This is a genomic window from Aeromicrobium changchenzhani, from assembly GCF_057586615.1.
In genome coordinates, this window is the sequence record NZ_CM172480.1 from 3,130,274 (window position 1) to 3,144,222 (window position 13,949).

At 58.6% G+C, this 13,949-nt stretch carries 13 protein-coding genes; 3 read left to right on the forward strand and 10 right to left on the reverse strand.

The window, feature by feature from the left end; all coding sequences use genetic code 11:
* Nucleotides 1–28: 28 nt before the first annotated feature.
* On the forward strand, nt 29–622 hold the full coding sequence (locus AC2YB9_RS15790) for a TetR family transcriptional regulator (RefSeq protein WP_487266316.1): 594 nt from the start codon (nt 29–31) through the stop codon (nt 620–622).
* A gap of 4 nt (nt 623–626) precedes the next feature.
* Here the strand turns inward: AC2YB9_RS15790 and AC2YB9_RS15795 are convergent, their stop codons facing one another.
* Both AC2YB9_RS15795 and AC2YB9_RS15800 read right to left on the reverse strand, forming a co-directional pair.
* Nucleotides 627–1,697 (reverse strand): NAD(P)H-dependent amine dehydrogenase family protein, encoded by a 1,071-nt coding sequence (locus tag AC2YB9_RS15795; protein ID WP_487266317.1) that lies wholly within the window; start codon nt 1,695–1,697, stop codon nt 627–629.
* A complete protein-coding gene (locus AC2YB9_RS15800; protein ID WP_487266318.1) occupies nt 1,694–2,494 on the reverse strand; it encodes an SDR family oxidoreductase in 801 nt (266 codons plus the stop codon). The genes AC2YB9_RS15795 and AC2YB9_RS15800 overlap by 4 nt, the downstream gene beginning before the upstream one ends.
* Before the next feature lie 46 nt (nt 2,495–2,540).
* Here AC2YB9_RS15800 and AC2YB9_RS15805 point away from each other — a divergent pair, with 46 nt between their 5' ends.
* On the forward strand, nt 2,541–2,966 hold the full coding sequence (locus AC2YB9_RS15805) for a nuclear transport factor 2 family protein (protein WP_487266319.1): 426 nt from the start codon (nt 2,541–2,543) through the stop codon (nt 2,964–2,966).
* Nucleotides 2,967–3,007: 41 nt separating this feature from the next.
* Nucleotides 3,008–3,847: a thioesterase family protein gene (locus AC2YB9_RS15810; protein ID WP_487266320.1), complete on the forward strand. Its 840-nt coding sequence runs from the start codon at nt 3,008–3,010 to the stop codon at nt 3,845–3,847.
* Between the two features lie 53 nt (nt 3,848–3,900).
* Here the strand turns inward: AC2YB9_RS15810 and AC2YB9_RS15815 are convergent, their stop codons facing one another.
* The 8 genes from AC2YB9_RS15815 to AC2YB9_RS15850 all read right to left on the reverse strand — a co-directional run bounded on the left by AC2YB9_RS15815 (nt 3,901) and on the right by AC2YB9_RS15850 (nt 13,847).
* On the reverse strand, nt 3,901–5,538 hold the full coding sequence (locus tag AC2YB9_RS15815) for an AMP-binding protein (RefSeq protein ID WP_487266321.1): 1,638 nt from the start codon (nt 5,536–5,538) through the stop codon (nt 3,901–3,903).
* A gap of 64 nt (nt 5,539–5,602) precedes the next feature.
* Nucleotides 5,603–7,081, reverse strand: a complete 1,479-nt coding sequence (locus tag AC2YB9_RS15820; protein ID WP_487266322.1) for a sodium:solute symporter family transporter — start codon at nt 7,079–7,081, stop codon at nt 5,603–5,605.
* Nucleotides 7,078–7,518 (reverse strand): hypothetical protein, encoded by a 441-nt coding sequence (locus AC2YB9_RS15825; RefSeq protein WP_487266323.1) that lies wholly within the window; start codon nt 7,516–7,518, stop codon nt 7,078–7,080. Before AC2YB9_RS15825 ends, AC2YB9_RS15820 begins: the two co-directional genes overlap by 4 nt.
* Before the next feature lie 48 nt (nt 7,519–7,566).
* Nucleotides 7,567–8,850 (reverse strand): hydroxymethylglutaryl-CoA reductase, degradative, encoded by a 1,284-nt coding sequence (locus AC2YB9_RS15830; protein ID WP_487266324.1) that lies wholly within the window; start codon nt 8,848–8,850, stop codon nt 7,567–7,569.
* Nucleotides 8,851–8,993: 143 nt separating this feature from the next.
* Nucleotides 8,994–10,943, reverse strand: coding sequence for a helix-turn-helix domain-containing protein (locus AC2YB9_RS15835; protein WP_487266325.1), 1,950 nt, complete (start codon nt 10,941–10,943; stop codon nt 8,994–8,996).
* Nucleotides 10,931–12,397, reverse strand: coding sequence for an FAD-binding oxidoreductase (locus AC2YB9_RS15840; RefSeq protein WP_487266326.1), 1,467 nt, complete (start codon nt 12,395–12,397; stop codon nt 10,931–10,933). Before AC2YB9_RS15840 ends, AC2YB9_RS15835 begins: the two co-directional genes overlap by 13 nt.
* A 31-nt stretch (nt 12,398–12,428) precedes the next feature.
* A complete protein-coding gene (locus AC2YB9_RS15845) occupies nt 12,429–13,355 on the reverse strand; it encodes a cytochrome b/b6 domain-containing protein (protein ID WP_487266327.1) in 927 nt (308 codons plus the stop codon).
* 189 nt (nt 13,356–13,544) lie between these two features.
* Nucleotides 13,545–13,847 carry a CBU_0592 family membrane protein gene (locus tag AC2YB9_RS15850; protein WP_487266328.1) on the reverse strand — a complete coding sequence of 101 codons (303 nt, stop codon included), beginning with the start codon at nt 13,845–13,847 and terminating at the stop codon, nt 13,545–13,547.
* Nucleotides 13,848–13,949: the final 102 nt, after the last annotated feature.

The window sequence follows — 13,949 nt, forward strand, 5'->3', positions numbered from 1 at the left end:
GCAGCAAACGGGGAAGGAAACTGTGCCGATGACCAGTACGACTGTCACACCGAGTTCCAGCGCGCAGCGGGAACGACGCAGCCGCATCCTCGATGCCACCATCGAACTCGCCGACGAAGGCGGCTTCGATGCGGTGCAGATGCGTGAAGTCGCCGATCGTGCCGACGTTGCTCTCGGAACGCTCTATCGCTACTTCCCCTCAAAGATCCATCTCCTGGTCACTGCCCTCGGGCGCCAGTTCGAACGGGCACAGGCCCAATCGCTCGGCCGGTCGGTGCCTGGCGATACGGCACCCGAACGTGTCATGCACGTGCTCGGCGTGACTACAGAGGCCCTGCAGAAGCAGCCGCAACTGACCGAGGCGCTCACGCGCGCGTTCATGTTCGCCGATGCATCGGTCGCGGAAGAGATTCACGACGTCGGAATGAAGCTCACGGCGATGATCACGCATGCCATCGACGGCACCGAACAAAATCGCGAGCCGACCGAGGAAGACACCGCCATTGTGCGGGTCATCGGCGATGTGTGGCTGTCGGCGCTCATGGGCTGGGTCACCGGCCGGGCATCGGCCGAAGACGTCAACACGTCGATCGATGTCGCTGTCCGTTTGCTGCTGCGCTAACCACTCAGCCGTCGGCAAGTAGACCGCGGCCGGTGACCAACGGCATGTCGAGTGCCGAGATCAGGCCTGGTTTTGCCGCCACTACCGCTGGGATCGAGTTGACGATCCGCATGGCCGTGGCTTTGAGGCCTGCCGTGTTGTGGTCGCCATCGGTGCCCAGCAGCTGCAGATCGAGGGTGTAGTTCGGTTCGCCCTTGACCTCAACGCGATAACAACCCAGCCCAGCCGGTTGCGGCCAGTCCGGACCGATGTCGTCATGGACACGGGTGACATGTTCAAGTACGACGACAGTCTTACCGCTGATCTTCCCGCGCACCTCGAAGTGAAGGCCCGCAACCGTGCCCTTTTCGATCGTTCCAGAGTCGATATCGAACGTTTCGGTCGCCGGCAGCCGTTCGTGGAATTCTTCGATCTCATCAAGCTCAACCCCAAGCCCGGCGGCGATCTGGTGCACGACGCTGCCCCATGCCATCGTGAGTACGCCCGGTTGCAGAATCATCGGGATGTGATCCATCGGTCCGCCGAATCCCAGCACGTCGAACACGATCATCCGTTGGTTGTAGGTGTTGTAGTTGAGCAACTCGGTGCAACGCACCTGATCGATGCGTTCGCTGATGCTGGTCAGCGACAGGGGAAGCCAGTCGTTGGCGAAACCAGGATCGATGCCATTGATGTGGAGCGAAACTCCACCGTCGAGTGCCGCCTGTTTCACTCCATCGGCCAAGCCGAGCGCGGGTCCGGAGGGGAACTGAAGGAAGACCGGGCCTGCCGAGACGACGTTGATGCCAGCTCGCAGCAGTCGCTCTAGATCGGCCATGGCTTCGAAGAGCCGGTCGTCGGACATCGAGGCGTGAACGACGCAGTCGGGCTTGAGCGCGATGATCGCGTCGACGTCATTCGTGGCAAGGATGCCGAGATCGCGATCAAGGTTGGCGAGTCGGCCCGCGTCCTTACCCACTTTGTCAAGGCTAGATACCCAAAGCCCGACGAGCTCGAGATCAGGCCGGGCGGCAATGCCAGCGAGGGCCTGCTTCCCAACGTTGCCAGTGCCCCATGCAACTACGCGGATACTCATAATTTGTCTCCTAGGTCAGGCAACCCCATGTCGAGGTTGGGCTGGTCGATACCGCCGTCTACCTCCAGCACTTTGCCGGTGAGGTAGGCGCCAGCCGGGCTGGCAAGAAATAGAACAGTCGCGGCGATTTCTTCGGGGTCGCCGATGCGGCGCAGTGGCGTGGCGGCTTCCATCTGTGCTGTGAGGCCCTCATCGCCGGTGACGATCTCGAGTGCCGACGTTGCAACCGATCCAACAGCGATGGCGTTCACTCGGACTTTGGGCGCCAGGTCCCGGGCGGCGAGACGCGTCCAATGGGCAAGTGCTGCCTTGGCCGTGCCGTACGCCAAATAGCCACGCCCGCTGACCCTGCCCATGACCGAGGAGATGTTGACGACGGCTGCAGCGTCGCTCACCAACAGGTGCGGCAGGGCGGCCCTGGTCAGCGCGTGCGCAGTCGACACATTGAAGTGGAATGCGCTCTCAAGAGCAGCCACGTTGGTCTTCGCGAATTCTCGTGGCATGGCACCCCCGACGTTATTCACCACCACATCGAGGCGGCCGAGCGAGTCAACGGCGGTCTTCGCGAGCGCCGCCACCTGGTCAAGATCCGACAGGTCAGCGACAACAACGACGGCCTTACGACCCAGCGCTTCAACCTGCGAAGCGACCACTCGCAACTCGTCCTCGGTGCGAGCGGCTAGGACAACATCGGCGCCTGCCTCGGCAAGCGCGAGGGCGCTGGCGGCTCCGATCCCACGGCCTGCTCCCGTGACCACGGCGACCCGACCATCCAAGCGAAACTTCTCAAGCACCATGACGGGACAGTAGCGCAAAACTGAAACACGTTCTAGTCTTACCAGCATGGTTGACCTGCAAACAGTCTCCGACCGTATCGAAATCGATGATCTGATCACGTCTTACACGCGGGCGGTCGACACCCTCGACTGGCCGCGCTACAGCGCTGTATTCACCCCGGACGCGACCATCGATTACACCGCAAGCGGTGGCATCAAGGGCACGCGCGACGAGGTACGAGACTGGCTGGCCGAGACACTGCCGATGTTTTCGGCCATGCAGCACTACATATGCCAGAAAGAGGTCGTGCTTGACGGCGACAACGCAACGGCGCGGGTGTATCTGATGAACCCCATGACGATAGCCCAACCAGATGGCACCACCTGGCGCATGGAGGTGGGCGGCTATTACCTGCACCAACTGGTGCGAACTCCAGATGGGTGGCGCAGCAGGGAGCTCGTCGAAGAGATGGTTTGGGATCGCAAGGACTAGCCGCGCGGCTGACCCGTACGTTCACCTGAAAGGCTTCGTACATGTCTCTTGCCATGTTCACCCTTGAGGGTGACCAACTCGTCCCCACCGAGATCTCCCGCAGCATGTGGAGCCACGACCAAATGCACGGCATCGCGGTGAGTGGCGCACTCGCACGCGCTCTAGAACAGCAACTGGCTGCGCTCGGCCGGACTGAGCTCCGACCGACGCGGTATGCGGTGGACCTCTTCCGACCCGCCAAAATGTCTCCATGCACCGTCGTCACCGAGGTGGTGCGCGAGGGCAAGCGCATCTGCCTGATCGACGCAACCCTGCTGCAGGACGGGATCCCCGTCGCGCGCGCCGGTTGCACATTTCTCCTGCCGACCGAATCACCAAATGGTGTGGTCTGGGCCCCGACCGACGGCCCCAAGCCACCGCCGGTTGAGCTGGCCCCGCCGAGTGATGAGCCGGGAATCCCCTACTTCACCAGTGCGGAGCCCTGGTCTCAATCGTTCCAGGAGCATCAGAACGCCGGCCGCAAGCAGACGTGGCAAACTGGTCTTCCCATCGTCGATGGCGAGGCGGCAACACCATTCCAAGCGGTTGCGAGCATCGCCGACTCGACCAGCATGCTCGTCAACTGGGGCACTCAGGGCGTGCAATTCATCAACGCGGACATCACCCTAACCCTCGCGCGGCAGCCCGTCGGACGCGAGATCGGCCTGTCGACAAGCACCCGAGTCGAGCATGACGGGATTGCCGTCGGAACCGTTGACGTATTCGACCGCGCCGGTCCCTTGGGCACAGCGATGATCACGTCGCTGGCAAATGCTTCCCGTGCGGTCAACTTCGATAATCTCCAATTCGACGATGACGGCGGGCGACGCGTCGCGGAGTAATCAGCGGCTGCGTCTGTTCGGCGGGCTGACGCCAACGGGCAAGGCCCGGCGTTCTAGTCCCGGTTTATGGCGCGCAAGTCCTGACGTCGAACCTTGCCCGTTGCCGTCATCGGCAATTCATCCATGAACTCGACTTCGCGTGGATATTCGTACGCGGCCAAGTGCGAGCGCACATGCTGCCGGATCTCGTCGGCGAGTTCGTCCGACGGATCGAAGCCGTCGCGCAATTTCACGAATACTTTGACCACCTCTCCGCGAATTTCGTCGGGAACCCCTACCGCCGCGACCATCGCAACCGCCGGATGTGTCAGCACGCACTCCTCAATTTCAGCTGGCCCAATCCGATAGCCCGCTGACATGATGACATCGTCCTGCCGGCTGATGAACCACAGATAGTCGGCATCATCCTTGTGCCCCAGATCGCCGGTTCGAAGCCATCGGGACGTGTTGCCACGGGAATCCACAACTTCGACATACTTCGCTTCGGTCGCTTCGGCGTTGTTCCAGTAGCGAAGCATCATCACGGGATCATCCGCACTTACGACAATCTCTCCGTCGACATCGATCTGGTCTAGTTGTCCGTCCGAGTCCAAAACTGACACCCGGTGGCCCGGGAAAGGACGTCCCATTGATCCCGGCCGAACGTCCCAGACTTCGGAACTGTTGCCAACCAGCAAATTCGCCTCAGTCTGGCCATAGATCTCATTGATCCGCGCACCTAAGTGTTCACGAGCCCAGCTAAGCGTTTCAGACCCCAACGATTCCCCGCCGCTCATAATCGTCCGCAATGGACCATCTTCGAGCTCGACACCGGCTTGCCGCATCATTTTGAGCGCCGTCGGCGGCAGGAATGTTGACGTTATTTGATGCTCCTTGATCAGTCCGACAGCCCAATCGGGATCAAATCGCGCTCCGGGCGTCGCGACGATCGGCCGCCCGTGATACCAAGCCGGAAGGAGCGCATCCAATAACCCACCGATCCATGCCCAGTCCGCCGGCGTCCAGATTCGCTCGTCGGGTCCGGGAAAGAAGTCAAACATCAGCTCAAAGCCTGGGAGGTGACCGAGCAGAACTCGGTGGCCGTGCAGCGCCCCCTTCGGCGCACCGGTTGTTCCCGACGTGTAGATGAGTAGCGCTGGATCATCTGGGCCAGTGGCTGCAGCCTCCAACTGTGCTGATGAATCCGTCACAAGCCGTTCCCAAGTCCGATCACACGTTGAGCCTTCACCCGCTGTGACGACGATCGTAATCCCGCCGATTTCGGCAGCGATTTCGGCGACAACTGCACGTGTTGATTGGTCGGTGATGACGATTTTTGGGTTGCAATCGGCCAGTCGATACCGCAACGCCGATGGGCCGAAAAGCTGGGTCATCGGCACCGCTACAGCGCCCAGTTTGTAAGTTGCCAGGTGCGAGACCCCACATTCGAAGCCCTGCGGAAGCAGTATCGCAACTCGATCACCGAATTCAACGCCTAAGCCACTCAAGCCGTTCGCAAGACGGTTTGAAGATTCAGCCAATTGGTCGAATGAATATTCTTCGACGTTGTCGCCGGCTGCCACTATCAGCGCAAGGTCCGGACCATTCTGTTCATCAGAGCATGCTGTTCCAATATTGAGGCTCGCCGGAATGTCCCAATTGAAGCCATCGTAGAGGCTCTCGTAGGTTGCTCCCGCGGTTCTGATGATCATTAACTGGTCCTCGCTCGATCTGAGTGTGCTCTATGGATAGCGGTCGGCCGCACGTTCGTCCGATCTATCCGCCATCAATAACAATGGCCATACGGGCATCGTTTGCCGACGGCGTTGTGTCACGCCCCGCAGTGAACTTTGAGACCACGATGTAGATGATCAGGCATACGGCGAAAGTAAATGCGCCCACGACGACGCCATCAGGGAGCGGCGTAAATCCGTATTTGTTGCCCACCTCAAGAACGAAGTTCAAAATGATGCCGATAATGGCACTTGAAATCGCTGCTTCTTTGGTTCCGCCGCGCCAAACCATTCCGAGAACCAGCGCCGGAAACAGGCTGGCCGCAAACGTTCCCCACCCGAACGTGCCCAATAGTGCGACAACGCTACCGATGTACAGAGCAAATGCGGTGGAGAGCACAAGCAGTACGCCGACCGCGATGCGGCTCCAGAACAATTCGCGGCGGATTTCGATTCTGAAAGCCCGCGGAAGATCTCGGACGATGCTCGAAGCACCAAGGGTCAAGAAGCTTGATCCAGTAGACATGATCGCTGCCAGAAGGCCGGCAATCACGACACCGGCCAAGACCGGTGGGGTGAACTCGGTGAGGTAGGCCGTGAAGGATTCGTCAGGCGAATCCAATTTTGGAAAGTCTCCCCGAATCGTTAGAACTGAGACCGCAGAACCGATGCCTACGACCATCATGGTCGTAATCGCATACCCGGTTCCGCCAATCAGCGGCCCCCATTTCAGGCTTCGCTTCTCACGAAGCATCAAGAATTTGGTGAGCCCGTGCGGTTGGGCAGATCCACCGAGGCTGAAAAGGAAAATCCAGCACGGGATCGTAATCAGCGGGGAGATTCCAAATGGGCTAGCCAGATCCGGACTCTTCTCAACGAGCGTATGGGTGATGCCCGAAATCCCGCCGGCGCTATCTATCGCATAAAAGAAGGAAACCATTGACGCTGCGATCATGAGCAAACCTTGAAAAAGGTCGGTGTAGACGCCAGCGAGGATCCCGCCACCCACGACGTAGATGCCCAATACGCCCATCCCGATAATTGCGCCGGTCGTCGTCGAAACGTCGAAGATGGCCGCGACGACGATCCCCATGGCGAGGACCTGTGTGCCCAGATAACCGAGAACACCAAGGACAACGACAACTGCCACGGTCCCGCGGGCGGCCCGGCTGTTGTATCGCAGTTCAGCTATGTCGCCAACGGTGTAAATCTCACCCATATCGCCGACATTGACCATTCGCTTTCCAAGTACGAACCACGTGATGGCAAACCCCAAGGGGGTCGCGATCATGACACCGGAGACAAAGCCATAACCGCCCGCCGCCACAGTCGAGGTTCCGCCGACAACCCCAAATCCACTCTGGATCGAGGAGAACACAGCGATAGCCATAACCAAGACGCCCAGGCCACGTCCAGCAATATAGAAGTCACCGCTGGTTTTGGTGCGGGTCGTAGCCCAAACTCCGATTGCCAGAACTACCAGCAGATAGACGGCGACAATGGAAACTACGGTGGCATTCATTCGGAATCCTTATCGACGATTTGAGCGGAACCCATTCCTTGTGACGCTAGTTCCGCAAGCCCGTCATCGGCCATCAATCGACGATGGAGGATCGCATACATGCAAGCGACAACCAAACCCATCGGCCAAATCACGAAGAAGTAGATTGCGGTGCTCGGAATTACGCCGCCGATCAGCGGAGTATTGACGGTCACATCGGTGCCCATGACAACATCAAGCCAGATGTATAGCGCGAAATAAATCGCTGATATACCGATCGCGAAGCGGAAGTATATTGGATCCTTGTGCCGGGAAGAACCAATACCCAACAGCAAGATGACACCAATCACAGCGAGGTACGGATATAACACCACCCGCCAGGAACCTGTGAGCATGCCGATGAGCATGACTGAGACAAGTCCCAGCAGGAGGTTCACGAGTCGATCGGTCGATCGCATGTTGATTCTCCTAGATAGGGTCGAATTGGTCTTGGTAAGACGTCGGACCTAGTTGTCCTTGGCAGTTGTTGACCGCAGTTGGGCGATAATCGAACGCGCGGTGGCATCCTGAATAGATCCGCTTTCTACCAGCTGACCAACCACATTGCTGAGTTCGTCGTCGGTGGCTCCCGCTGTTCGTGCAATGTTTCGGGCATGAAGAGCCATGTGGCCACGTTGGATGCCTTCGGTGGCTAATGCCCGCAAAGCGGCAACGTTCTGCGCCAAGCCCGCAGCCACGATGATCTCTGCCAACGACGAAGCGTCATTCGTGCCCAAAATACGCAGACTCGCCTGCGCGACGGGGTGGACCTTGGTGGCTCCGCCAACAGTCCCAACGGCCATAGGCAGCTCAAGACTCACCGAGAGGTTGCCATCGGCATCGGCCTCAAAGTGGGAAAGGGACGTATAGCGGCCGAGTGCGCTGACTGCATGCGAATGCGCTCCGGCCTCAATGGCCCTGGTGTCGTTGCCGGTGGCAAGTGCGACTGCGGTGATCCCATTCATGATGCCCTTGTTGTGGGTTGCTGCTCGATAGGGATCTGCTTCCGCCAGCGCGGCGCACGCAATCATGTCTGACACAACCTGGGAACCACCCAGATCCTCGGCACGAAATGTTGCGCGCGCACGTGCGATTCTGTGGTCAGCCTTGTTCGTCAAAATTCGAAGGAGAGTCCGGCCGCGCGCCAATTCGCCGATTCTCGTCGCCAACGCCTCGGCCATGGTGTTCACCATGTTGGCGCCCATCGCATCGCGGACGTCAACCACGAGGTGGATTACGACTTGTCTGCCGACCTTGGTGTCGACAACTCGAGCGGTGATGTCACGAACGCCGCCACCGAGGGATAGCAGCATCGGGTCTTCCGCGTTGGCGGCATCGACCAACTCAGCACGCGCCTCAAGAACTCGGAACAAGGCGGCATCGGGATCGCTCGTATCCACGACCTGTATTTGAGCCTGCATGAGTGGGGTCGAGCTCGACGTGAAGAATCCACCCGTATTTCGGGCAATCCGCGCCGCATTGCTCGCCGCAGCGATAACCGATGGCTCTTCCGTCGCCATTGGCACGAGCCGGTCAACTCCGTTAATGACAAAGTTGGTTGCCAGCCCGATCGGTATGCCGAACACGCCAATGGCGTTCTCAATCATGTAGTCGGCTTGATCAACTGTTAACCCCAACGTGGGGTCCAAAACATCCAAGTCAGTAGCGTCGAAAGCGAACTCCGCGGCAGCCAACGACCGGCGTGCCACCGGACCTTGATGTCGAAAATCTTTGATCCTGCTGCTTCGCACTGAGTATCTCCCTGTCATTGCGCCGCAAAGTTCGGAGTCGGGACTCCCATTCGGATCCGGGACCATTCCGCGACGGCGCCTAACTAGCCTAAAGCGACAGTGAGGTAGAACACATGGATTGAGAATCCATCATTCGTGTAATTTTATGGATGTTTTCTCCATTTCGGCGTCTCTGAAGCGATGGTGTGCATGCGAATCGCGACTTCAATACGAAACATCGCTTCGGATTGCCGCCAATTTGATCCCAGCAGTTTGGCAATGCGATCCAGCCGTTGCAGCACCGTATTCACGTGCAGATGAAGCTCTCGCGCAGTTCGAGTCGGGCTTGACTGAGATTCAACGAAAGCCTTCACGGTGATGACTAGGTTCCCCGGGTGCTTTTCATCCCACCGCAGAATCGGGCCAATGACGGAGTCGATGAAGCCCGCCAGTCCAGCACTACCTGAGCCGAACATCGCCATATATGGCTCATATTCGCGCGCATCAAAGACGCCAGACGGACTGTTCAGACTTGAGAGTAATTCAGTGCAACGTACGGCCGCCTCAAATGCCATTGGGGCTTGTTCGAAACCAAGAAACGGAGCCGCGACGACAACCGATACCGGCCCCGTCAGCACCGAAGCGACGGTCCGTTCAATGCGGGTTGCAATCTCCGTCGAGTCCGCGTCAACGGACAGCATGACAAGTACGCCGGCTTCTTCGCCCACAAGAAAATCTGGTCCAGTTCGACGCAATGCGTTCAATGCCGTTCGTCGTTCTGCCTGTGCAACAGGTACGACTACGAGCGTTCGAATCTGGTCAAGCTGGAAGCGGAGGCCGCGGGCACGCTTCCGCAATGCGTCTTGGCTATTAGTTCGCGGATTCAGAAGATCCGAAACAAGTTCGTCGTCGATTCGGTTCGCGGCGCTGTCGATTGCGTCCTGTTTCAATGCAACAAGTGTGATGATTTGCGCGGCTCGCTCGACCGTTCGGCGCTCGACTTCACCAAGCTCAGTGGCGCCGGAACCAACAATCAAGCCGCCCAAAAAAATGTCTTTAGAACCTACTGCGACAGCGCATTCAAAGTCGATTTCGGCTGCCGAAACACACATGCCGGTATGGCGGCTTGTTGCAATCGCAGCTTCAACCGCCGCAGCTAGCTGCGCAGGTTGACCAACGTGCGAGTCTCCACTCTCCGATGCTGTCTCTGCGACGACGAACCACTCTCGATCGACAATGACAATCCGCCGGTCGAGCGCGATACTTAGAGTTGTTGCTATCCCGCGTGCCGAGCCGCCTTGCACAACAACCGCGGTTAGGTCTTCGTGCACGACGCTTGCACGTTTCATTGCTTCCAGGTTGCTTCTCAAGACCTCATTGGCTTGCTTTGCCTCGTTCGCCCGCTCCTGAGCATTCTCAAGTAAGCGCGCGGTCTGCAACACAACGGCCGCATGATCTGCGAACGACCCCAGGAGTGCGACTTCATCGGGGCTAAACTCATAGACCGTTCGATTCGCCGCGAACAGCGCGCCGAGAATTTCGTTGCCGGCCAGGAGCGGCACACCCAGCAGCGACACCAGCCCCTCGGCCGTGACGGCATCGTCTACAACGTCATCATGGGATACGTCCTTGAGCTGCTCATAAGACGACGTCCACTGCGGCCGATGGGAAGAAACAACTTTGCTCGCAAGACCCGTCCCGGCGGGAACGAGCAGATCGCGCAGTTCAACCGTCACGACGCCAGATGCGGTCCGAACTTTCAGATGATCGCCGCGATATTCAGTTAGATAGGCGACATCGGCATTCAGCAGCGCTCTCGCTCGGTCAACCAAACGATCGAGCAGCGTGTCGACATCGCGCAGTTCGGACAGCTCTCTAAGCCCAGCCAGGATCGATGCAAGTTCTTGCTCACGGCGCCGCCAGCGATCGAACGCGTCGCGAGACTCGTCGACGTGCTTCAACAGCAATTCGATCTCATCCGCCGTCAACGATTCCGAAGCCAGCTCCGACCGGAGATTCGATCTTGCGGGCCGGCCCTTGGCGACAATGAGGTCGATCAGAGCCAGCGCTGCCCCAACGGACAACGTGGACTCACCAGCACTTACTTTAGGCATGATCTTGAAATGATATCTGCTGGCTGCACGCGCACGCCGTGAGATGCGGCGGGACGAGATCCAGCAAAAATCGTTCCCGGCGAAAATAGGTTGTCGGGATCAAGCGTCATCTTGATCGCATGCATAACGTCAATATCTTTTTGGCTGCGGCTGAGATTGAGCCAGCGAGCTTTGGCCCTTCCTACGCCGTGTTCGGCGCTTACGCTCCCGCCAAAAGCGCTTGTTAGCTGCAAGACCGCGTCCGAAAGGCTTCCATCGGTGTCGGCGTTCGCCGCGCCAAGAAGGTTTATGTGTAGGTTGCCTTCGGCCAGGTGGCCAAAGATGATAATCCCCGTTTCAGGTGCAATGTTCTGGATTGTGTCGCGCAAGCGCGCCTCAAATTCGGGCAACCGAGACAACGGGACGGCAACGTCCAACTTGATCGGCGTGCCGGCGGCATTGATGGCCTCCGAATGCGATTCCCGCAATTTCCACAGGTTGCGGCGACCTGTGAGGTCGTCAGCCACGACCGCGTCCAGCACTTGGGCTTGGCCTTCCAGAGCAGCGACTAGGTCATCGGTTGTTGACACCTGACCGGCGGTCTCAAACAAAACGTATGTCGGATAGTCATCGCGAAATGGCGCAGGCGTGCCAGTGTGTTCGAGGACCAGGCGCAACCCGTTGTGGTGGAACATTTCAGCAGCTTCTAATGCCGGCAGCAGGTGTCGCACGCCGGTGACGAGGCGGCAGGCGTCCTGGGTGTTAGCAACCGCAACAAGCGCAACTGTTCGCATGGGTTGAAGCGGAATGAGTTGCAGCAGTACTCGGGCGATGATCGCCAGAGTGCCTTCACTGCCGATCAGGATTTGGGTCAGGTCATAGCCGGCATTGTTTTTAGGTAGACCGGACATGTGGGTCAGCAGCGAACCATCGGGAAGAACAGCCTCGAGCCCCCGGACTTGAAAGCGCGTCATACCGTGACGCAGGACGCGTTCGCCGCCTGCGTTGGTCGCTACTATTCCCCCTATCGTCGCGCTGTCGCGCGCGGCGAAATCGATAGCAATATCAAAGCCATGCGCTCGAACATGCGATTGCACGGTAGCCAGGCTCGTGCCTGCACCAACCGAGATTGTTTGCGCATCCACATCGATCGGGCCCACATCGTTCAGCCGCTGAGTGCTGAGGAGGATTTCACCGGGTTGTGGCGTCGCTCCGCCAACGAGGCCAGTGTTTCCGCCCTGTGCGCGAAGTGGAACTTTGGCTCCGACGCACAGTTGCACGACCCTGGTGAGCTCATCGACACACGCTGGCCGCACGACCGCCAGCGCGCCGCCCTGCCAACGACCCGTCCAATCCTGGACGTAGCCCAACATAACCTGAGCATCGATGAGGACGTGCTGTTCACCAACAATGCTGCACAACTCGTCGACCAGGTCTGCCTCAGCCGTCTCCATGTTGCAGGGTTCTCCTTGCATTAACCGGCACCATGCCGATTGGTTGTGAACATCAGCGGCTGGTGACTTTCCCGGTGGGTCGTGCGAGCGAGCTCATGAATAGCGGGCGTGCTGCGATCCAGCCGACGACGAGAACAAGTATCCCGATCACGAAGATAATGAATCCGAGCCAGCTGGTTGAGCCTTCGCTTTGCCAGCTGTACATGTTATTGAGGTTCGAGCGCATACCCGTAGCGAATACAAGGGTCACATGCGCAACGATGAATCCGGCGAAATAGAACATCGTTGGCAGATGAAGGAGTCGAGCCAACTCCATCGGATAAATCCGGTTGATCTTCCACTTTGGCGACCAGCTGGCCGACATGCGCAGGCCGGTGATGATCGCTAGCGGAGCGGCCACGAACACCGTGACGAAATAGGCGATGACCTGTAATGCGTTGTAGTTCGTCCAGGCGCTCTCCGCTGGCCAATCCAGCGATAAATACTGCAACGCCGCCGACATCGCATTGGGGAAAATGTCCCAACTGGTCGGCAGGATGCGCCGCCAATGCCCCGAAGCGAACAACAGGATATAGAAGATCAGCCCATTCAGGACCCAAAAAATGTCGAGCACATAATGCAGCCACAGGTAGAGGCTGATCTTCACCGCTGATTTACGCCGTGGCCCGACTGTCCGCTTCCAAAAGGCCTCGGGCCGCCGATCGGCCCTGACTCGCCAACCCGATCGGATAATCAACACAATCATGAAAAAATTCAGAAAATGTTGCCACTGCAACCAGCCCGGGAAACCCGTCGCCGCGACCGTTGCTGGCGAGTGCCCCGAATAATTATCCAAAAAGCGCTGCCCAGTCGGGCTGTCTACAAACCAGCGCGATGCCAAAACCGCCGCACCCAACACGACGACGACGGCAGGGACAATCCATACGAGTTTGAACCACCGGGAGTGCACAACTCCGGGGCGCGGCGGGTTGCGTGGCATAGTCAAGAAACTTCCAAACGAGAACAGATGGCACAAAAATCACCAACAAATAACACGGTCACGACCGTAAATATATCAGCGGGGCTACACCGGACAAACCTGCCAAAGCGAATTACCACCCACCCCACCGGGTCAGGCCCCCAATAGAGCACGAACGTAACCGCGGCGGGACACACCATGCGCCGATGTTCAGAAGGCGTTGACCGGGACATCATCGAGATCTGGCGCCACCGGAGGCCTGACGATCTGGCGCCGCCGATTGCCCGCCACTACAAGCGATTGAATCCCGAACAATATCCACACGATATTGACGCATGCGCTTGGCAACGCACCACTATGAAAACACGACACCGACAGCAGCGTCGCGCCAACGATATTCAAGCCTTGGAATAGTGCTCTGTCGGGCGCGATACGCCGTCCGGAAACCAACACATAGGCCGCTGCGCACAACATGCCTCCCATCCACCCGAAGAGATCCAGACCGAATAACACCACACGCTCCCTACACCACGATCAGCCACTGACCCCATGCTTATGCTCCCAGTCTGGACTTCCGCACCGTTCAGGTCTAGCGGAAGAAATTGAATTCTGGGT